This is a genomic window from Mailhella massiliensis (assembly GCF_900155525.1).
Taxonomy (GTDB): Bacteria; Desulfobacterota; Desulfovibrionia; order Desulfovibrionales; family Desulfovibrionaceae; genus Mailhella; species Mailhella massiliensis.
Genome location: NZ_LT706945.1, coordinates 91910 through 113137, shown reverse-complemented (window position 1 = coordinate 113137; position 21228 = coordinate 91910). Strand labels below are relative to the sequence as shown.

16 protein-coding genes, 1 tRNA gene and 1 pseudogene are annotated in these 21228 nt (G+C 58.2%); 10 read left to right on the top strand and 8 right to left on the bottom strand.

What is annotated here, in order from left to right; all coding sequences use genetic code 11:
- Nucleotides 1-208 precede the first annotated feature (208 nt).
- From CZ345_RS05005 to CZ345_RS04985, 5 genes are all read left to right on the top strand, one after another.
- Entirely contained in the window at nt 209-1381 is a 1173-nt protein-coding gene (locus CZ345_RS05005; RefSeq protein WP_077072090.1) for an MFS transporter, read from the top strand.
- Nucleotides 1378-2403 carry a homocysteine S-methyltransferase family protein gene (locus tag CZ345_RS05000; RefSeq protein WP_204224228.1) on the top strand — a complete coding sequence of 342 codons (1026 nt, stop codon included), beginning with the start codon at nt 1378-1380 and terminating at the stop codon, nt 2401-2403. The genes CZ345_RS05005 and CZ345_RS05000 overlap by 4 nt, the downstream gene beginning before the upstream one ends.
- Nucleotides 2404-2493: 90 nt before the next feature.
- Nucleotides 2494-2952, top strand: coding sequence for a nickel-responsive transcriptional regulator NikR (gene nikR, locus CZ345_RS04995; protein ID WP_077072089.1), 459 nt, complete (start codon nt 2494-2496; stop codon nt 2950-2952).
- 32 nt (nt 2953-2984) lie between these two features.
- Nucleotides 2985-3785: a GTP cyclohydrolase FolE2 gene (gene folE2 / locus CZ345_RS04990; RefSeq protein WP_077072159.1), complete on the top strand. Its 801-nt coding sequence runs from the start codon at nt 2985-2987 to the stop codon at nt 3783-3785.
- Between the two features lie 459 nt (nt 3786-4244).
- Nucleotides 4245-5777, top strand: a complete 1533-nt coding sequence (locus CZ345_RS04985) for a sodium/proline symporter (RefSeq protein ID WP_077072088.1) — start codon at nt 4245-4247, stop codon at nt 5775-5777.
- Between the two features lie 275 nt (nt 5778-6052).
- Here the strand turns inward: CZ345_RS04985 and CZ345_RS04980 are convergent, their stop codons facing one another.
- The 4 genes from CZ345_RS04980 to gap all read right to left on the bottom strand — a co-directional run bounded on the left by CZ345_RS04980 (nt 6053) and on the right by gap (nt 12842).
- Nucleotides 6053-7315 (bottom strand): M20/M25/M40 family metallo-hydrolase, encoded by a 1263-nt coding sequence (locus CZ345_RS04980; protein WP_077072087.1) that lies wholly within the window; start codon nt 7313-7315, stop codon nt 6053-6055.
- Nucleotides 7316-7569: 254 nt separating this feature from the next.
- Nucleotides 7570-8031: an IS200/IS605 family transposase gene (tnpA, locus tag CZ345_RS04975; protein ID WP_077072086.1), complete on the bottom strand. Its 462-nt coding sequence runs from the start codon at nt 8029-8031 to the stop codon at nt 7570-7572.
- Nucleotides 8032-8312: 281 nt separating this feature from the next.
- Nucleotides 8313-11771: a PEP/pyruvate-binding domain-containing protein gene (locus CZ345_RS04970; protein WP_077072085.1), complete on the bottom strand. Its 3459-nt coding sequence runs from the start codon at nt 11769-11771 to the stop codon at nt 8313-8315.
- A 63-nt stretch (nt 11772-11834) separates the two neighbouring features.
- Nucleotides 11835-12842, bottom strand: coding sequence for a type I glyceraldehyde-3-phosphate dehydrogenase (gap, locus tag CZ345_RS04965; RefSeq protein WP_077072084.1), 1008 nt, complete (start codon nt 12840-12842; stop codon nt 11835-11837).
- A 462-nt stretch (nt 12843-13304) separates the two neighbouring features.
- Between gap and CZ345_RS04960 the strand changes: the two genes are divergently transcribed.
- The 4 genes from CZ345_RS04960 (at nt 13305) to CZ345_RS16525 (ending at nt 16015) form a co-directional block, all read left to right on the top strand.
- Nucleotides 13305-13988, top strand: coding sequence for a response regulator (locus CZ345_RS04960; protein ID WP_077072083.1), 684 nt, complete (start codon nt 13305-13307; stop codon nt 13986-13988).
- 3 nt (nt 13989-13991) lie between these two features.
- Complete coding sequence (locus tag CZ345_RS04955; protein ID WP_077072082.1) at nt 13992-15128, top strand: ATP-binding protein; 1137 nt, start codon at nt 13992-13994, stop codon at nt 15126-15128.
- Nucleotides 15129-15579: 451 nt separating this feature from the next.
- A tRNA-Thr gene (locus tag CZ345_RS04950) sits at nt 15580-15655 on the top strand.
- 18 nt (nt 15656-15673) lie between these two features.
- Nucleotides 15674-16015 (top strand): hypothetical protein, encoded by a 342-nt coding sequence (locus CZ345_RS16525; RefSeq protein ID WP_144277249.1) that lies wholly within the window; start codon nt 15674-15676, stop codon nt 16013-16015.
- 247 nt (nt 16016-16262) lie between these two features.
- Here the strand turns inward: CZ345_RS16525 and CZ345_RS17600 are convergent.
- Both CZ345_RS17600 and CZ345_RS04940 read right to left on the bottom strand, forming a co-directional pair.
- Nucleotides 16263-17159: pseudogene (locus CZ345_RS17600) on the bottom strand (NAD(P)-dependent oxidoreductase); the annotation flags it as partial.
- Nucleotides 17160-17188: 29 nt separating this feature from the next.
- Nucleotides 17189-17866, bottom strand: coding sequence for an amidohydrolase family protein (locus tag CZ345_RS04940; protein ID WP_162274933.1), 678 nt, complete (start codon nt 17864-17866; stop codon nt 17189-17191).
- Between CZ345_RS04940 and CZ345_RS17015 the strand changes: the two genes are divergently transcribed.
- Entirely contained in the window at nt 17852-18133 is a 282-nt protein-coding gene (locus CZ345_RS17015) for a hypothetical protein (protein ID WP_162274932.1), read from the top strand. The genes CZ345_RS04940 and CZ345_RS17015 overlap by 15 nt on opposite strands.
- Before the next feature lie 38 nt (nt 18134-18171).
- Here CZ345_RS17015 and CZ345_RS04935 read toward each other — a convergent pair whose 3' ends face one another.
- Both CZ345_RS04935 and CZ345_RS04930 read right to left on the bottom strand, forming a co-directional pair.
- Nucleotides 18172-19083, bottom strand: coding sequence for an amidohydrolase family protein (locus tag CZ345_RS04935; protein WP_077072079.1), 912 nt, complete (start codon nt 19081-19083; stop codon nt 18172-18174).
- A gap of 176 nt (nt 19084-19259) precedes the next feature.
- Nucleotides 19260-21161: a TRAP transporter large permease gene (locus tag CZ345_RS04930; RefSeq protein WP_083717140.1), complete on the bottom strand. Its 1902-nt coding sequence runs from the start codon at nt 21159-21161 to the stop codon at nt 19260-19262.
- Between the last annotated feature and the right edge of the window lie 67 nt (nt 21162-21228).

The window sequence follows — 21228 nt, the reverse complement described above, 5'->3', positions numbered from 1 at the left end:
CCCGCATCGCGTACCTTTCAGAAAGCCGCGGTCCGTCCGCGGCTTTCTGCTTGGCGGGCCGCATTCCCGCCGGCAGAAACAAAAAACGCCCGGGAGCTCAGGCCGCCCGGCCTTCAGGGGCTCTCCCGCGACCGGGAAGCCGCCCCCCTCTCTTCTCTTTCGCACACAAGTCCCCGGAACCTCTCCGTCCCCATCCCAAGGCATTGCCATGAAAGCCATTGTTTCCAACGTGTCGGGCAATACCCGCATGTATCTCTTTCTTTTTCTGCTCACTCTGGGCAGTACGCTGGGCCTTCAGGGTTCGTCGCTGCTCTACACCAACTATGCCGTGGAGGTGGGCGGATTTTCCGCCGCAGACAACGGCCTCGTGGTCGCCCTGCGCGAGGTGCCGGGCTTTCTGTGCTTTCTCGTCGTGCCGCTCATGCTCGTCATACGCGAACACAGGCTCTGCGTGCTCTCCGTCATCATCTGCGGAGCGGGTACGGCCGTCATCGGTCTGTTCACCTCCTTCTGGGGCATTGCGGGGGCGGTGTTCGTCATGTCGGCGGGGTTTCATTTCTTTGAAACCATCAATCAGTCGCTGATGATACAGTATTACGACCTCGCAAGCACGCCCATCGTCATGGGACGTATGCGCGGTCTGGCCGCCGGGGGGAGCCTTGCCGCCTCGCTCATGGTCTTTTTCTGTGCGGGACACCTTTCCTACGAAACCATGTTTGCCGCAACCGGCGTGGTGGTCGTGGCTCTCGGCGCGGCCTGCCTTTTCTTCGACCCTTCCAGTCCGAAGGTCGTCCCCCAGAAAAAAGGCATGGTTTTCCGCGGCAGGTACTGGCTCTTCTACGCGCTTACGCTGCTCATGGGAGGACGCAGGCAGATCTTCACCGTCTTTTCCCTTTTCCTGCTCGTGGAAAAATTCGGCTTTTCCGTGCGCGCCGTGGCCGTGCTCTATATGGTGAACTATGCCGTGAACTGGTTCTTCAACCCGCTCATCGGCCGCATCATCAACCGCATCGGCGAAAGAAGACTGCTTACCATAGAATACACCTCCGCCTTCTTCATCTTTCTCGGCTATGCTTGGACGGACAGCGCGTACCTTGCCGGCGCCATGTATGTTCTCGACAGCCTCACCTTCAACTTCGCCATCGCCGTACGCACCTTTTTCCAGAAAATCGCCGACCCCGCCGACGTGGCCCCCAGCATGGGGCTTGCCCAGACCATCAACCACATCGCCGCGGTGCTCATTCCGCCCCTCGGCGGCTGGCTGTGGGTAAGCTTCGGCTACCAGCTTCCCTTCTACTGCGGCATGGCGCTTACGGTGCTTTCGCTGCTGCTCTTCCAGTTCATGGACAGGGAAATCACAAAAGCGGAGAAAACCGCATGAAGAGCAACGCGGCACAAGCCGCGGCTGAGCCATCCCGGGGCGAAGATTTTAGAAACTGCTGGGAAAAGCATCCTCTTTTTCTCATGGAAGGCGCTCTTTCCGAAAGACTGAAGCATGAATTCCACCTCTGCACCGAAGGCCCGGCGGACATGGCCGGTCTTGTGCGGGAAGAAAAAGGCCGCGCGGCCCTCGGCTTTCTGTGGCGGCAGTATCTCGCCATAGCCGAAAAGTACGGCCTGCCCTTTCTCGCCGCCACGCCCACGCGGCGCTGCGACAGGGAAAGGGCCTCACGGGCGGGCTTTGTCGATGAAAACGGCGAAAGCTCCATCCTTCGGGAAAACATGGCGCTGCTGCGCGAAATACAACATGAAGCCGATGCGCGCGGCGCTCTCATGTTCGCGGGAGGCATGATGGGCTGCAAGGGCGACGCCTACACGGGCGAAGGCTGCCTTTCCGCCCCCGAGGCCCTGCGCCTGCACCGCTGGCAGGCCGGACGTTTTCAGGAGGCAGGGGCGGATTTTCTGTATGCCGCCCTCATGCCCAGCCTGCCCGAGAGCGTCGGCATGGCGCAGGCCATGGCGGAAACGGGCCTGCCCTATATCGTGAGCTTCACCCTTCGCGCCGACGGACGCCTTGCGGACGGTACGCCCCTTGATACGGCCATTGCCGTCATCGACGCCGAAACCTCCCCCCGCGCCCTCTGCTTCATGACCAACTGCGTACACCCCGCCCCGGTACGGCAGGCGCTCGCTTCCCCCTTCAATCAAACCCTGCGCGTACGTTCCCGTTTCCTGGGCCTGCAGGCCAACGCCTCCCCCCTTTCCTTCCGGGAACTGGAAGGCTCGAAGGTCACGCGGCAGTCTGCACCGGAAAAACTGGCCGAAGGCATGGTTCTGCTGCGAAAGGAATGCGGACTGCGTATTTTCGGCGGCTGCTGCGGCACCACGGACCGCCACATGGAGGCCATGGCCTCGAAGCTGTGCGCGCATGAGCGGCAAAATAAAGAGCCGCTTCCCCGCTGAAAGCCACAAAACACCGCGCCGGAAAAGCGGCACTTGAGACGCGGGCCTTGCTGGTGTATTGCTAAAAAAGCTTTTCCACAGGGAGAAATCATGAGCGAACTGGTACGTTTTGGGGTGTCTCTGGAGCGTGAGCTTCTCACCGCCTTCGACAGGCACAGCGAACGCAAGGGCTTTGCCAACCGTTCCGAAGCGCTGCGCCACTGCATACGGCGCGAGCTTTCGGAAGAAATCGTTTCCGACCCCGACGCGCCGGTGGCGGGTGTGCTGACGCTGGTGTACGACCATCACGACAACGACCTGCCCGGTCGCCTCACCTCCCTCCAGCATGAGGCTCACGGCATGGTGCTCGCCACCATGCATGTGCATCTGGACGAACATCACTGCCTGGAAACCATGGCCCTGCGGGGTCCGGCCGCCGCCGTCACCGAACTTGCCGACAGGCTCCGTTCCTCTCGCGGCGTTCTGCAAAGCTCGTGCTCCCTCACCGCCATAGAGGCCGCCCCCGAGCGTCACATCTTCCACGATCACGAACATAAGGAGCACGCATGACCATGACATCACCCGCCGGATGCGAACACTCGCTGACGGACGTTCAGAGCAGCCCTTCCAGCGTCGCGCTGGATATCGACCGCGTGGGCGTCAAGCATGTGGAAATGCCCCTCGTGGTCAAGGACCGCGACAGGGGCCGCCAGCACACCGTGGCTTCCGTGGACATGGGGGTCGATCTGCCCGCCGCGTTCAAGGGCACGCACATGAGCCGCTTTCTGGAAGCTCTGGAAAACTGGCGTGAGGCAAGCGCCGAAGAGCTGGATTACGCTTCCATGAAGCGCCTGCTTTCCGACGTGCTCACGCGCCTTCATGCACGGCGCGCCTACGCCATGTTCAGCTTTCCGTATTTCCGTATGCGCAAGGCCCCCGTTTCGGGCCGCTCCGCGCCGGTGCGCTATCTCTGCCGTCTTACCGGAGAACTGGAGGAAGGCAGGGAGGGCCCGCGTTTTCTGCTGGAACTCGAAGTGCCCGTCACCACGGTATGCCCCTGTTCCAAGGCCATCAGCCGGGCCGGAGCCCACGGCCAGCGGGCCATGGTGCGCATGGCCGTCCGCATGAGCCGTTTCGAATGGCTGGAAGGCTTCATCGATATTGCCGAGGCTTCGGGTTCCGCCCCCATCCATACGCTGCTCAAGAGACCGGATGAAAAATTCGTCACCGAACAGGCCTACGACAACGCGCTGTTCGTGGAAGACGTGGTGCGCAACGTGGCCGCCAAGCTCGAAAGCCACACCCATGTGACGTGGTTCTCCGTGGAAGTGGAAAGCGAGGAATCCATACACGGCCACAATGCCTTTGCAAGCATAGAGCGCTCGCTCGGCGCGCAGAAATAACAATTCTGTCACCGTCCATAAAGGCAAAAAGCGTTCCGCCCCGCCGGAAATCCCGGGTATATCCTTTGGTTTCGCTCTGTTGCATAAAAGGGAAAACTCCCCTTTTCCATAACGCGTCCCGCGAAACTTTTTGATTTTATTTTTTTGAAAAAGGACGTATGGTTCCCCAAGGGAATATGCCCTCAACCTTTCCGCAAGGGATATGCCATGAACACCTCTCACCTCCCAAAGTCAGCCGGCGACGGTCTGATCCCGCCATGGAGTCTCCCGGTGAACTGACGCGTTTCACGAAGAGCCGCATGGGCGCATGACGCCCGCGCTCCTGTCCGCTTTTGAAACGCGGGGCTGTCCTTTCCCTGCACATTCCGCGACGCTGCCGCATCAGGCTCCGGAAACGCGCGTCCGCGGCCCCGGACTTCCGGTTTTCCCCTGAATTTCCTCCGCATTGCGAGAAGTATCGTGAACGATCACCAGATATTCATCTACATCGCCATCGGCATCTATCTTGTTCTCATGCTCTACATCGGCCTTGTCTGCGCCAAACGCAACAACAACGCCCACGAATATTACCTGGGCGGCCGCAAGATGGGCCCCATCGTCACCGCCATGAGCGCGGAAGCCTCCGACATGTCCTCCTGGCTGCTCATGGGCCTGCCGGGACTTGCCCTCTTCACCGGCATTGCGGAACCGGCATGGACGGCCATCGGACTCGCCATCGGCACCTATCTGAACTGGCTCATCGTGGCAAGGCGGCTCCGCGTGTACAGTGAAAAAATCCATGCCATCACCATTCCCGACTTCTTCGCCCGCCGCTTCCATGACACGAGCAGTCTGCTCGTGGGCATTTCCGCGCTGGTCATCGTGGTGTTCTTCATCCCCTACACCGCCGCCGGATTCGCCTCCTGCGGAAAGCTCTTCTCCACGCTGTGCGGGCTCGACTATGTGACCGGTATGCTCATCGGCACCGTGGTCATTGCGGGCTACACCATTCTGGGCGGCTTCCTCGCCGCCTCCATGACCGACCTTGTGCAGTCCATCATCATGACGCTTGCGCTGTTCATCATCGTGGCCTTCGGCATTCATGTGGCCGGCGGCTGGGATGCGGTGAAGGCTTCCGCCGGTCTGGAAGGCTACATCAGCCTTTCCCACTCCACCAACGTGGTGACCCACGCCATTTCCGAATACAACACCCTGACCATATTCTCCACGCTGGCCTGGGGGCTCGGCTACTTCGGTATGCCCCACATCCTGCTGCGCTTCATGGCCATACGCCATGAAGACGAAATCGCCATTTCCCGCCGCATCGGCTCCACCTGGGTGGTCATCGCCATGGGCTGCGCCATCTTCATCGGCGTCATCGGCTACGCCATGATTCAGGCCGGAGCCCTCGAAGCCTATCAGACCGGTTCCGCCGCGGAAACCATCATCATCAAGATAAGCAGCCTGCTCAGCACCTACGGCGTCATTCCCGCCTTCATGGCCGGTCTTGTGCTCGCGGGCATTCTGGCCAGCACCATGTCCACGGCTTCCGGTCAGCTTCTGGCCGCGGCCTCCAGCGTGTCGGAAAACCTCTTCAAGGGCGTGCTCCGCATTCAGATGACCGACAGGTTCACCATGATTTCCGCGCGCGGCACCGTGCTGCTCATCTCCATCATCGGTACCGTCATCGCCTGCGACCCGGAAAGCTCCATCTTCCAGATCGTCTCCTTCGCCTGGGCGGGCTTCGGCGCGTCCTTCGGCCCGGTCATGCTCTTCGCCCTGTTCTGGAAGCGCTGCAACCGCTGGGGTGCGCTTTCCGGCATGGCCGTGGGCGGCATCATGGTCTTTGTATGGAAGTACCTCGTCAAGCCCATGGGCGGCGTGTGGGGCATCTATGAACTTCTGCCCGCCTTCCTCGCGGCCTGCGCCGCCATCGTGGTGGTCAGTCTCATGACCGGCGAACCGGAGAAGGAAATTCAGGAAGAATTCGACGCCGTGAACGGCACGAAGTAACCCCGTTTTCCCCCTCGGAAATACCAGAGGCCGCCGGAACATGTCCGGCGGCCTCTTTTTCTGCGGAGCCTCCTTCCCTCCCGCCCCTTCGCCCGACACGAGTCCGGTTCCCGGCAGGACTTTCGGCGTCGCCGCAGCCTCTCGAGACATCACGCCTCCGTATCCGCATACGGACTGCGCGCCGGATCGGATGCAAAAAAGGAACCTGCGGCGCGGTGCGTGCGCTGCGGTCCCCTTTTTCCTGTCCTTACGGCTGATAACGCAGTAAAGGCTTCTTATTCACCAAGCGGCACGGTATTGCCCCGGCAGGTTTCCTGAATCAGCCTGGCCAGCAGATAAAAGCGGTCCGGCGCAGGTTTGACCGAAGAAAATTCATCCTTCTGATGGGGATTGGCGTTGCTGATGCCGAGTCCTTCCAGCGTGGGGATTTCCTGAGAAATCCAGTTGGCGTCGGAACTTGCCGGAACATGCATTTTGACGAGCGTACGCCCGAGTTCCGCATAAATACGTTCCGCCGCATCGGCCAGAACCGCCGTGGAACTGCTGTATTCAAAGGGCGGCTTGCCCAGCGTGAATTTCAGCTCGACCGTGCAGCCCTTATCCGTCACCTGCGCGGAGCGCTTCATCAGTTCCGTCTTCACCCGTTCAAACTCGGCAAGGCTTGCCGCACGAATGTCCATGACCGCCGTGGCGCTGTCGGGCACGACGTTGGTATTGGTACCGAAGCTGCCCATGGTCCAGGTACAGTCGGTACGCTTTTCCTTATCGGCCAGATCCAGCATGTTGTTTATCTGGCGCACCAGCTCGACACCGGCATTATGGCCGAGATGCGGCCGGCCGGAGTGCGCACGCTTTCCCTTTACCGTCAGTACGGCGTCGCTGCCGCCGCGGCAACTGACGGCCACGCTTTCTCCGTCCGCTCCGCCGCCTTCCGTGGAAAAGGCCACGTCATGCCGGGCCGCTTCCCGGAGAAGCTGTTCCTTCGCTCCTGCGGATCCCAGTTTCTCATCGGCATTGAGAAAGAGCGTAATGACGTTGAAATCGTCGTAGTTCAGCGTCTTCAGAATACGCAAAACGATAATGCTTCCGGCAACGCCGCTCTGCGTATCTCCCGCACCGGGGCCGAACATTCTCCCCTCTTCCATGCGGAAGGGGCGCGCCGCGGCCTCTCCGGCAGGCCACACCGTATCATAATGGCTGCACAGCAGTATTCTGGCCTTTCCCTTGCCGCGTATGCGTGCAATGATGTTGCTGGTCCCCTTTCTGTCACCCGCGGCTTCCACGGTTTCCACTTCGGCGCCGAGCTTTTTCAGATAATCGACGAGAAAATCCTTTTTCCGGTTAAGCCCCTTCACATCCTCCGAACCGGAATCGATATTGATGATGGATTTGAAAAGCTCCACATATTCAGGAACGGCATTCCGGCACGCCTCATGAAGCGCCTCATCCTTCTTCCCCTCCGCTCCGCAGGCGGGCGCGGCCAGAACGCCATCAGAACGGCCGCAGCAATACTGCTTCTTCTCATTTTGTTCCTCCATGCATGGAAATACCCGATTACGGAAGGCCGCAAAGCGGCACTCCAAAAATCATCCATTCTTCCATGATGGAAAAAAGCTCCGTACGGTCAAGCAACATTGTTATTTTTCTGTATGAAAATATTGCAGGACTCTGTGATGAATTACTACGGAAAAGTCAGGACCGCCCCTTCAAGGGGCGGTTTGATTTGACCCTATAAGGGTCTGTTACCCGGCTGCCCTCTTAAGAGGGCTCTGTCTCGACTCTTGCCGAAGAGTTATTTCCTGCTGCTCGTAAACGAGCTGACGGGCCGTTCTACCAGGCTATACTGGTCTGTTATTTTGTCTCGTTCTTCCTGCTCTCTCACATATTTGATGATGGTCGCCTCATTTACTCCCACCGTGCTGACAAAATAACCGGTACACCAGAAATGGCGATTGCCGAACTTGTAGCGCAGATGCGGAAAACTCTCGAATATCATCAGAGAACTCTTCCCTTTCAAATACCCCATGATCTGCGCCACGCTATACTTGGGCGGAATCTTGACGCACATATGAATATGGTCCACACACGCATTTGCTTCCACTATCTCTATTCCTTTGTATTCACACAGTTTTCTCAGAAATTCGCCGATCGTTCTGCGATACCTTCCGTATACCAGCTTGCGTCTGAATTTCGGAGCGAAAACGATGTGATACTTGCAGCTCCAACGGGTATGGTTTAAACTCTGGTCATTCATTATTGGGTTCCTTTGTGTATAGATTTCGAGTCGAGACAACTGGTTATCTCACAAAGGAACCCCTTTTTTAACTTATGTAAAGGCTTCGCCTTTTTGGAACTCCCCGCATAGCGGGGAGTTTTCAGTCTTAAAACGAAAGCCGGCCCTTCGGGGGAAAGGGCCGGCCGTCTGAGAAGGCGGAAAAACGCCGGTATCCGCCTCATGTCGGAACAGTCCGGCCAAAGGCCGGAAAACGCGCCTGCTCCTGCGCGGGGGAGGCCCCGGAGGGCCTCCCTGCGGCATTACTCGGCCGCGAATTTTTCCTGCTGAATTCTGAGAGCCTCGGCCTGTTCCTCCCAGCTTGCGAATCCCGCCTGCTGAAGGGCGTCGAACACCGTAGCATCCCAGTCCCAGGCCGCATAGGTCACGGGCTTGTGGAAGGTTCTGCGGAATTCCGCAAGCTTATGACGCGCGTCGTGTTCAAACGGCGTGCTGAAGCAGGCGGAAAGTTCCTTGTGCAGGCGGCCCACCTCCTCATCATACCAGGTACGGAAGCCTTCCGGCTCCTTAATCCCGGCAGCCTCGGCATAGCCGTGCTTTTCCAGAAGCGCGCGCAGTTTGGCGCAGTGCTGACGGCTGAGCCATGCACCGAGGCCGGAACTGGGAATATGTTCCGCTTCCACGGCTGCGAAGTCGGCCTTGGTGCGCATGTAGGTATCGGGTACCACGGAGGCGGACACAATGCCCGCAATGGCCACCATGCCGCGCAGGATGGCGCTGTTGGCCACGCCCTGTCCGCAGAAGCCCACCTTCTTGCAGAACTTCTGACCGGTGAAGATGGTGGTGAGTATGGCCCAGATGACGGCGGGATCTTCCTCATCGTAGATATGCGTGAGTTCCGCGTTGTCTCTGTCCGTGGCAAGCACCATCTGCGTCATGTCGTTGGAGCCGATGGAGAAGCCGTCGAACTCGCTGATGAACTGACGCGCCAGAATGGCGTTGGAAGGCAGTTCCGACATGAGCAGAATCTTGAGCCCGTCCTCGCCGCTCTTCAGGCCGTGCACGTCGGCCAGATAGGCACGCATGGAGCGGGCCTGTTCCAGCGTACGCACGAAGGGCAGCATGAGCATGAGGTTGGTGCCGCCGTACAGGGTACGGGCACGCTTGAAGGCTTCGATTTCCCAGTCGTGAATATCGCGGGAAACGCCGCGGTAGCCGAGCATGGGGTTGTCTTCCGTATGCTCGAACAGGCAGCCGCCCAGCAGGTTGCGGTACTCGTTGCTCTTGAAGTCCGTGGTGCGGTACACGATGTCCTTGCCGTAGAAGGCCATGGCGAAGAGGGCAAGGTTGCGGCCCAGGGTACGGATATAGTGATCGCGGCCGCTCACATGGCCGTTGGTCACGATGAGCTGCTCGATCTTTTCAGGAATGCTGCGTACTTCCTCTATTTCCTTGCCGAGGCGCGTGCGGGCGGCCACGCTGCGGCGTATGGCCCCTATGCGCACCAGAACTTCCTGCACCAGAGGCTTCTTGGAAGCGGCGGCCATGGCGGCCTTCACCTCTTCTTCCGTCACCGTGGAGCCGGGTTCGTCCGCCCCCATGACGGCACGGATATGCGTGCGCAGATCGTCGGAAGTCTGCAGAAGCTCGCGGTTCATTTCGGCGCGCTGCATGTATTCCGCCATGAGCGCTTCCGCACGGGGCACGCTGGAGGTATTGGCATAGAGGGAGGCCATGTCCATGAGCTGAACCACATAGGGCTTGAGCTGCACTTCGGCAAAGGGAGCATGTACCTGGCCCACGGCGATCTGCTCGGAAACGCGGCGGCTGACCTGGTCTTCCAGTTCGGCGAGACGGCGTTCCACAAAGCCTTCCAGCGTGCCGTTGTCGTAGGCTTCCAGGGCCGCGGGATGCGCGCCGATGTTGCCCAGCATGAATTCCGCACGCAGAAGTCCCACTTCAAAATCGGGCACGCCGCGCAGGCGGGAAAGGAACAGGGCCTGATTCACGTCGGCCAGCACTATGCCCACATGCGTGCGCGTTCTGGGAAGCTTGGCGATGTCGAGCTCGCCGCCCACGTCGCACAGAGGCAGAAGTCCGCGATATACAAGGCCGCGCGTGCCGTCCACGGTAACGGGCATACCGTCCATGGCACGCATGGCAAGGGGATTCTGCACGCCGATGACGGCGGCAATGCCCAGTTCACGGGAGCTAATGGCCGCATGGCTGGTGTCGCCGCCCACGTTGGCGATAATGGCGGAAGCCACGCGCATCCCGGGCACCATGTCGGGATCGGTACGTTCGGCGGCAAGAATATCGCCGGGGTGTATGCGGTTCAGTTCAAGGGCGGAACGCAGGAAGCGCACCGTACCCTGTCCCGCGCCGCGGGAAGCGCCGTTGCCGGAAAGAAGAACCTCGCCCTTGGCCGCGGCTTCGGGCGCCACTTCCTTGCGGCGCATGAAAATGGTGTGGGGGTGTTCGTCGAGTTCCGCATTCCAGCGCGTTTCCGGGCGGGCCTGCACGAACCAGAGACGCTGCTTGTCGTCGATGCAGAACTCCGTATCCATGATGATGCCGCCGTAGGCACGGCTGATGGCTCGCACGCCCTGGGCCACCTCAATGGGCTGATTTTCCCCAAGGGCCCACTGGTTCACTTCATCGGCGGGAACGGGTTCGATGTGGGTGCCGCCGCCTTCTTCATTGTACACCATGCGCACGGTCTTGCGGCCCATGAAACGCAGCACCACGTCGGTGCCGTCGTCACGCTGGAACACATAGAACTTGTCGGGCGTCACCATGCCGCCCACGATGGATTCCCCGAGTCCGTAGCTGGAGTCGATGCTCACCAGATCGTTGCGCGAGGTGCCGCGGCAGCCCGTGGCCGTATCGGCGGAAAAGGCGGTACCGGCCACCACGGGACGGATCATGCGCATGATGCACACGGAAAGCGCCGTATTTTCAATGGCCCATTCCTTGCGGGCCGCTTCCGCAATGGAAGGATCGCCCTCCTTTTCGGCGTGGGCCACGGCGTCGAGAATGGCTTCGCGCCGGTAGGTCATGGAACGCAGATTGTAGGCGGAGGCGCAGTCCCAGAGGTAGGCTTCGGCCACGGCGTCCTCACCGGTAATATTCAGGAAGGTATCCTGCAGACCGGCGAAGGCCTTCTTGCGGGAGTCTTCTCCGGCGGCGGAGGAACGCACGGCCACGGGGAATTCCCCTTCTCCGGCCTCGTCGCACATGTCGCGGTAGGCACGGCGCACGGCCTCATCCACTTCGGCAGGAAGATTGATGGACAAGATGGCGGCCTGCACCAGCATGGAACGACGGCGCAGCTGGTCGATGTTCTCGCGCGATTCCGCAAAGCCGTGCACCACCTGATTCACGAAATCGCGCAGGCAGGTACTGGCGCTCTTGCCCGCTCCGCGCTCGCGTATTTCGGCGGCGGCACGGCGCACGAAGTTGCCGAAAAATCCGTGGTCGGAAGCAACGGCCGGAGCGGTCCAGTCCACCTCGGAAAGGGCTCTGTCCACCACGTCGTAAATAAGAGCGGCGTTCACGCGGCTTTCATCAAGCACCACATGAAAGGCCGTGGCGGGGATGGCGCGGAACTGCGGGGTACGGATGCCTTCCACGCGGCTGATCAGGGCGGTATTGTAGTTCTTGCCGCCCACCAGCATTTCCGCGGGTTCGCCCATGCGCACGATATCCGCGCCGGTCATGATAAAACGGGAGCCAGTTTCGTTCGTCGTATCCATGCTCATAAAAGCCTCTCGGTCATTTTTTCAGGGAAAAACGCATTCCGTTCCGATGACGCCGCGTTGCCGCTACGCTTCCAGATGGGAAGCCACAAGGCGTATCAGACGGGCGAGCTGATGGGTGAAGCCGGATTCGTTGTCGTACCAGACCACGATCTTGAGCATGGTCTTGTTCATGACCGTGGTGAAGGAGGCATCCACGGTGCCGCCGTGGGTATCGCCCACATAGTCGATGGAAACCAGCGGCTCGTCGCAGTAGCCGAGGGCCTCGTAAAGCCAGGTTTCGGAAGCATACTTGAGCGCGGCGTTCACTTCCTGCGCGGTCACTTCCGTCTTGAGTTCGCAGGTGAAGTCCACAAGGGACACGTCGGGCGTGGGTACGCGCAGCGCGCCGCCGTTGAGCAGCCCGTTGAGTTCGGGAATGATGAGTCCCACGGCGGCAGCCGCACCCGTAGTGGTGGGGATGATGGAAAGTCCGGCCGCACGACCGCGACGCAGATCCTTCTGCGTGCCGTCGAGCAGACGCTGACTCATGGTATAGGAATGGATGGTGGTCATGAGACCGTGCAGAATGCCGAACTCGTTGTGCAGCACCTTGACGGCGGGAGCAAGACAGTTGGTGGTACAGGAGGCCGCGGAAATGACGTCGTGCCGGGCAGGATCGTAAATATCCTGGTTCACGCCCATGACGATGGTGGCGTCGGCATCGTTGCAGGGAGCGGAAATGATGACTTTCTTCGCGCCGCAGGCAAGGTGCATCGCCAGAAGTTCGCGCTTTCTCAGCGTGCCCGAGGTATCCACCACAATATCCACGCCGTAGTCGGCCCACTTCCATTCGCCCTTGTCGCAACGGGTGATGGCAATTTCACGGCCGTCGAGTCTGAGACCGTTTTCCGTGACCTCCACCTTGCCGGGGAAGCGGCCGTGCACGGAATCATACTTGAGCAGGTAGCCCATTTCCTCGTTGGTGGCGCGATGGCCGTTGATGACCACCACCTCGCACTGAGGGAAGAGATGCATGACACGAAGCAGATATCTGCCGATACGCCCAAACCCGTTGATGCCTATTCTGATCATGACAGAACCCTTTGTTTGACGGCCATACGGCGAACATCCGCCTCCCCTGACGGTCAGGAGTGCATCGCGCGCCCGATGGAAGGCACCATACAAAAGCCCCGTGTCGGGAGAACGGCAGAATCATGGCAGTTGCGTGACAAGGGTCCGGGGAACAGGGCGGGCCTTAAATACAAAACCGGCCCGGGACGGAAAGGAAAATCCCGGGTCGGTTCCATCCGGCATCCTGCGGGTCTGGAGCCGGCGCTGCCGCATATCCTGTTGCCACAGAAGGATATGCAGGCCCATTCTGTTCTCTGAGGTTTGGCTGTTCCCTCTTGAGAAAGCAAGATACCGGCAATCAGTGTCCGCATGAGGTCAGTTGTGTGTCAGTTGTGTGTCAGTCTTCTCTTTTTCATAAAAGTGTGGCATTGTGCGCGTAAGATACAGGTTCCGAAATTTTTTGTTTCACCGGTTGAGGAAAATATGAGTGAAAGCCTCATTCTCGTCGTCGACGACGAACAGGATATACGCGATTTACTGGTATTCAATCTGAAACGCGATGGATACGCCACACTGGAGGCGGCAGACGGCAATACCGCGCTGGAACTGGCACGGAGCAGGAAACCCGCGCTCATTCTGCTGGACGTCATGCTTCCGGGCATGGACGGGCTGGCCGTGTGCCGCGAACTCGGCAAGGACAGAAGCACGGAGCATATTCCCATCATCATGCTCACCGCGCGCGGCGACGATGTGGACCGCATCGTGGGCTTCGAACTCGGAGCGGACGACTATGTGGTCAAACCCTTCAACACCCGCGAGCTGCTCCTCCGCATCAAGGCCATGCTGCGCCGCCGCGCCGTACAGAAGGAAGACGACCCCTTGCTCCGCTGCCACGGCGTATGCCTCGACCCGCAGGCCCACAAGGTCACGGTGAACGACAAGCCCGTGGAACTTACGGCCATACAGTTCTGCCTGCTGGAAGACCTCATGAAGAACCCCGGCTGCGTCCGCTCCCGCGAGGAACTGCTCGGTTCCGTGTGGGATTACCAGTTCGACGGCTACGACCGTACGGTGGACACGCACATCAAACGCCTGCGCGCCCGTCTCGGAGAAGCGGCGGACATCATTGAAACCGTACGCGGCATAGGCTACCGCTGCAAAGGCTAGCACATGAAGGCTCCCTCCATCATCGCCAACAGAGAATCCTGCTTCACCGATCTCACCGCCCCGGAAAAGCCCGCTCCGCCGCAGACGCCGCTCATGGAGCAGTCCATTCCTCTCGACAGCATTCTCGACAGCCTGGACGAAGGCGTCATCATTCTCGACAGGCAGGGCATCGTGCTCAAGGCGAACCCCTCGTTCTGCCGTCTGTTCGCCAAAAACGCCGTAGGTATGCCCGCCGCATCCGTGGTACCCGGATCCACCTTCCGGGAAATGCTGGATGCGTTTCTGCACGATTTTCTGCCCGAACACCATTCCTCACCGGCGTTCCGCATCAGCATGGAAAAAGATATCGTGCTCAGCGTGCGCATCACCCCGCTCAAAAACAACGATCTGCTCTTTGCAAGCCCTTCGGCTCCCTACGCCGTGGTGGTCTTCCACAACATCAGCGACCTTGTCCGCCTGAACCGCCGGCGCAGGGAGTTCATGGGAGAAGTGGCGCACGAGCTGCGCACGCCCCTCACCACCATCATAGGCTTTGCCGAAACCATACTCGACCTGCCGCCGCATCACACCGAAGACAGGCAGAAGTTCACCGGTACCATACTGCGAAGCGCAAGGCACATGGCGCTGCTTGTGGAAGACATGCTGCACCTTTCCCGGCTGGAAAGCGGTACCGTGCCCCTCAAGCCCACCTGCGTGCGTGCGGCCTTCGTCCTGGAAGACGCGCTGGATACCTGCTCCCGCCACATGGAAGCCAAGGAACTCACAGCCGACATTCATATCGACCGGAGCATGAACATCCGGGCCGACGCCCACTACATCACCCAGGTGTTCCGCAACCTTCTGGAAAACTCCTGCCGCTACGCTCCGAAAGGCAGCGTCATCACCATCACGGGCGAACCCTCGCCCTTTGAGTCCATGGCCGTGTTCACCGTGTCCGATCAGGGACCGGGTATCCCGGAATCCGACTGCGAGCGCATTTTTGAACGCTTCTACAGAGTGGAAAAGGAAAGGGTCTCTCCTTCCTCCACAGGGCTGGGTCTTGCCATCTGCAAGCATATCGTGGAAAGGCACGGCGGCATGATCCGGGCGGAAAAGGGGCCGGGCGGCATGTTCCTCTTCACCATTCCTCTGGCTCAATAGCCCCGTGCCGCCTCTTCCCTGAAGGAAAGGGGCGGCATGTCACTGACGCCGGACCTGTCGACAGAGACCGGTACGGCATATCCGCCGCTTTTCCGGCCTCTCTGCCCTTCGCTGCTCCGTGCCGGCTTCTGCTATGCGGCAAAGGGAAAGCTCAGGCCGCCTCTTTTCTCCCCTCAAATATCCGGGTTCCATGAACCGCCGTCTCATCATTAAAAATATCCGCCTTCGCGGATGATGCCGGTCCACAGAAACGCATTAAGGATATCCCCTCCCCCAAAATACCACCGAAAAACTCACTCCGGGACTACTCGTGCCTCCGCCCTCCCCTCCCTGCCGTTTTTCGGAAGCGGAAGATCCGCGAAAAAACCATCTCATCTTTCCCCTCTGCGGGAAATGCCGTTTTCCGGTGTTGACAAGCCCCCCGAAAATCCATAAAAAGAATGTCCGAAGCGCCAGCTTAGCTCAGTTGGTAGAGCAACTGATTCGTAATCAGTAGGTCTGGAGTTCAAGTCTCCAAGCTGGCTCCATGAATTTCAAGCACCTGTATGCAAATGCAGGTGCTTTTTTTTGTACAAAAAGCCTGCGTCTCCATTCAGGGCCTGTACGCCCTCTTGGCTTTACCGCTCCGCTTTCTGCCGGAGGCAACGCGGCATTTCCCGCATCAGCACTCCGGCACCGCCATAAACGGCATTCCCTGTACTGATCGCACGCACCATGTTTCCCTCCTGCATTTTCTCCCTCAGTCTCCTCTCACCGTTCCATCTGCAAAACAGTTCTTGCCTGAAAAGAAAAATCACGCCTCTTTTTACCGGCTTTCCGCATCGCTTCTCATGACTGGAAGCAAAACGTATGAAATAAGCACAAGCTTTCTCGAGAACGCCCTCTGATAAACCGTTACCCACTATCTTCACTGACAGGTACGAATAAATAAACAGTCCGCCGGAATACGTTGCCTTACGAACAACATATCCCGGCGGAGAGTAGAGGGAAAAGATCAGGTGTTCCGATCGAGATCTTCCCCCATGCCCTGTTGGTATGATAAGGCAGGTCGCCCCAAAAGCAGGGGCAGACTCATCAGGCCCGGGTCTCCATTCGGGCCGCCGTCATCCGTTCCGAAGGCAGGGCTCTGCGGAACTACTTGACCTTGGCGATGGCGCTGCAATCTTCCCGGTCAAACGCAGTTGCCTTTTTATACAGTTCATACGCACACGCGGCCAGAGGCATGGTCAGGCCCTCCCGCACGGAAGCGCAGTCCAGAGCGATACCCATATCCTTTCGCAGCAGACTGAGGGCAAAGGTAGGCGTATAATTGTTCTCCACCATCTTACCAAAGTTACGCGTGAACTGCGTGGAGCCGCCTGCACTTGCCTTGACGACGTCGGCCAGAATCTGCATGTCCAGCCCCTCGGCCTCGGCAAAACGATAGAATTCCCCTACCGCTGCAAGATTAATGGCCCCCAGCAGATTTGTCATGGCCTTTATCAGCTTGCCGTTACCGACCTTACCGAGCTGATAGACCTTTTCCGCAATAGGAGCAAACACGCCTTCTGCTGCCTTGAAGGCGTCCGGATCACCGGCGCCCATAATCACCAGCGTACCATCAATGGCCTTGGGCAGAGCCCCCGTCATGGGAGCATCAATGACACGCACATTGCGGTCGGCATAATAGGCCTCCACCTCACGGACCACGGCTGGAGAGCAGGAAGTCATTTCTATGATGATCGCCCCGTCTTTCACCGCCTCGTGCATGGCTTCGTTCATGTATACTTCCCGGACGGAATCATCGTTGGGAACGACACTGATGATGAAGTCCGCCTCTCCAACCATGTCTTCCAGGCGCTCATCAATAACAGCGCCTGCCTTCTGCACTTCCAGAGGTCCGGCCGTAATCCCCCTATAAACCATGACGTGCAGTTCATGGCCGGCGTTGAGCAGATTCTTTGCTATGGGAGTTCCCATGGTTCCCAGTCCGAAAAATGCTATCTTTGCCATGTGTTTCTCCTTAAATGACCGAGCTCCCGCATTGGAAACGCCGCCTCGACGGAAACGCGGAAAAAACGCTACAGACGCAGCAGACGGGAGGCGTTGCCGTACAGAATGCCGTTTTTGACGGACTCATTGTTTCCGAAGGCCGTATCCACCTCCCTCAGCGCATCATGAAGCGTACTGAACGGATAATCCGTACCAAAAAGAACCTTGTCCGCCCCCAGTTTTTCTACGCTTTCCAGCATCCTGTCAGCCGAACACAGCGTCGTGTCCGTATAGACGTTGTGCAGCCCCCGTGTCCCTTCCGCAAGTTCCGCCGCATACTTGTTCGCACAGTGTGCGGCAATAAGCGGAAAATCTGGATACCTGCGTGCAAGATCGAAAAAATCCTCTATGGCCCCGGCTTCAGGCATGGACGGATAGGAGGCCTCCTGTTCCGGCAGATAGTAATAGCTTATGCCTATATGAAACATGACGGGCAGTCCGGCTTTGCCGAACACCTCCACAGCCGCCCGGGTACGGTCATCCTTCATTCCGGCATTCTGAAGAACGGAATGAATTTTGAGTCCCTTTGCCCCGCGGACGATATCTCTTTTCAGCTTTTTCACCATGTCATCCACAGGCAGACTGAAATCCGGACTGGAAAAAGGAATCATACGGGAATCCAGCCTCGATGCCGCAAGGTACTCCTCAAAACTCGTATAAGGATATACGGGAAGCAGAACGGAACAGGTCACATGCTCTTCATCCATGCTCGCACCGATATTTTCCAGCGTAGCTCCGAGCAGACGTTTCTGCCCCTGCCGCATACGCTCTTCCAGTTCGGAGGAGGTTTTCCCGACCGCAGTGAAATGGAATCCACGGCGTCCATTTTCCGCAAAATGATCGTCCATGAATTCTGGACGGGGCTGAAAGGTTCGAAAGCCGACATTACCACCGAGAAAGATATCTCCCATGTGTACGTGAATATCGATAACCTTTCTCACGGCAGTTCCTCCATGCTGCAAAGAATGAAATAAATCAGCACATATGGAAAAACGTGCACATTCACAGCATACTAAAGGTTAAGCAGACGTCTGGCGTTACCGGAGAAAATCTTTCCGGCAACATCCGAATTCTCTCCGAAGGCCAGTTCCACCTGGAGGGCTGCGTAATGCATGTCGGAGAAGGGATAATCCGTACCGAAAAGGAGCCTATCCTCGCCGAGAGCATCCACCGTCTCCCTGATATGTGCCGCGCCTGCAAAGGTCGTATCGGTATAGACATGGTCCAGCCCCCTTGTCATTTCCGCCAGGGCCGACGGATAATTGCGGCAGCAGTGCGCCGCCACGAGATCATAATGAGGGAACGTCCGGGCAAGCTCGACAAAGTCTTCTATGGCGCCGAATTCTATGGTCGTCGGATATTTTTCTTCCTGGCTGCGCACATAGTAATTGCTTTTTCCGACATGCGTCACGACAGGCAGTCCCGCTTTTCCGAAAAGTTCCACAGCTTCAAGCACGATAGGATCGAGCAGCCTTCTGTTCTGAATCACGGGGTGAAGCTTCAGGCCCTTCGCCCCATGTTCGATATCTGAACGCAGCTTGTCGATGATCTCCTTCTCCGGGCGTGAAAAATCCATGCTCGTAAACGGAATGAAACGCGGATCACAGCGTGAGGCGGCAACATACTCTTCAAAGGAGGTATAGGGATAAATAGGGAGAAGAACAGAATATACGCATCCTTCCTTATCCAGTGTACGGCCTATGTTCTCGCATGTGGCAAACTGAAGCCTCCGCTGTCCGGCCATCATACGTTCCTGCAGTTCTTCGGCGGGCTTACCCTGAGCAGTATAGGTAAATCCGTTGCGGTCGTTTTCCGCAAAACAGTCGCCCAGATCCTCCGGGCGGACAAGGCCGGTACGGAAAGAAACATTGTTTCCCGTGAAAATATCGCCGAGATGAGCATGGAAATCTATAAGTTCCCTCATAACACATACCTTCTGAACAATTTTTGAAAAGCCGCATGCACTGCATGGCGAAACTTTTTCGCAGAGATGCGCAACAGTCCTCCACCTGAACCGCCGACAGTCTGAGTCCCGGCAGTCCGGTGGAGGCTGAAGCTGAAAACAACAGACGTGTTGAAATGCCTTGCTCTTCAGAACTGCTAGAACAGAATTCCGGGCAGCCACAGCGCCAGCTGAGGGAAAATGGTCAGCAGAAGCACCATGAAAAGCATGAGGAAGAAGTAGGGAACGATGCGCCGGAATATGGCCGCCATGGGTATTTCGGACACCATGATGCTCATGGCAAAAACATTGATCCCCACGGGGGGTGTAATCTGACCGCACTCCATGAGAATGACGACACACACGCCGAACCACACGGGGTCAAATCCCAGGGCCATGATGGAGGGGAAAATTGCGGGCAGAGTGAGCAGAATCATGGGAGTGACGCTGAGCATACATCCGAGGATAAGGTACAGAATCACCACGCCAAGCAGGATCACATAACGGTTCGTGTCCCAGCCCACGACAATGTCGGCAAGTTCATACGGCAGGCCCGTTGCGGCAAAAAAGTATCCGAGCAGACCAACGCCGATGAGAATGAGCAGGCAGGTAGCCGTGACCTGTGCGGAGGAACGCAGGGACTCCAGGAAGGTGGCCCAGGTCAGACGCCTGCGTACGGCCGCGTAAAACATCGTGCCCGCAGCCCCCACGGCGCCGCCTTCGTTGGGGCTGTACCATCCGGCAAGAATACCGCCGAGAACCAGAAGGATAAGCCCCAGCATGGGAAAGATACCGAGACTGGCGCGCAGCTTTTCCTCCAGCGTATAACGCTGACCGGCAGGAGCCAGTTCAGGATGACGCATGGCCAGAAAGACCGCATATGTCATGAATAATCCGGTCAGTACCAGTCCGGGAACCACGCCTGCCATGAACAGCTGTCCTATGGAGGTTTCGGTAACCAGGGCGTAAAAAATGAACCCCGTGCTCGGAGGAATAAGAATGCCGAGCGTTCCGCCTGCAGCAAGCGCACCGCAGGCTGTGGCTGAATCGTAGCCTTTCTTTTTCATTTCAGGCAGAGCCACCGACCCCATGGTCACGGCTGTAGCCATGGAGTCGCCCGCCACGGCTGCGAAGCCTGCGCAGCCGCCTATGGAAGCCACGAGCATACCACCGGGCGTTCTCCCCAGCCATACGCTGCACGCCGTGAACAGATCGCGGCTGATGCCGCTGTGTTTGGCAAGTTCACCCATGAGAACAAACATGGGCACCACGCTGAACGTATACGTGGCGGATGTACTGTAGGCCGCACGCCCCAGCATTTCCATGGGAGGCGTCAGGGAAGGATAAATGGAAATCATGCCGATGAAGCCCACGAGCGTCATGGCATATCCCATGGGTACCCCCAGCAGGATGAGTACCATAAGAAAAGCCATTCCGCTGAGACCGAAAGCAAACAGATTTTCCGAAAACGCGGTATCCCTGCACAGGAAAGGAAGAACGGCCAGTCCGACGCTGACAAGCAGCGCAAGCACTATGAGATAGCCCTGCTTTTCCCGCACGCTGGCTGCGATCAGCTCCATGGCGTTGGCAACCAGAGAAAAAGCAAGGAACAACAGCCCGATGCAGGCAAAAAACGTAAATCCGTAAAGGGGAATGGCCAGCTGCGGACTGGCTTCATTGCTGTCGAAGCGCCCCAGACCAAGCTTGAAAAGCGACCAGGCCATAAGACAGACAAGCAGGCTCGAAGCAATGCAGGCAACCATGTCCATAAGCTTGCCCACGGCAGGATTCAGATGTTCCGTAAGCAGGGTGACGCGGATATGGGCACGCCTGTCCTGAACATAGCCGAATCCGGCAAAAACCATGGTCACCAGAGAAAATTCCACCAGTTCTATAGCTCCGGGCACGGAGCGGGAAAACGCCATTCTGGAGACCACGTCGATGACGGTGGGCGCGCACATGGCCAGCAGGGAAAGGGTGGAAATACAGAACAGCAAGCCGTTCAGGCGATTGGACTGTTCTGACAGTCGGCCTGCAACTTTGTCCAAAAACTCACTCATGAGATTATCCCGTACACCTTGTATGAAGGCTCCGACTTGCCTCTCCGCTTTCCGCAGCAAAAGCGGA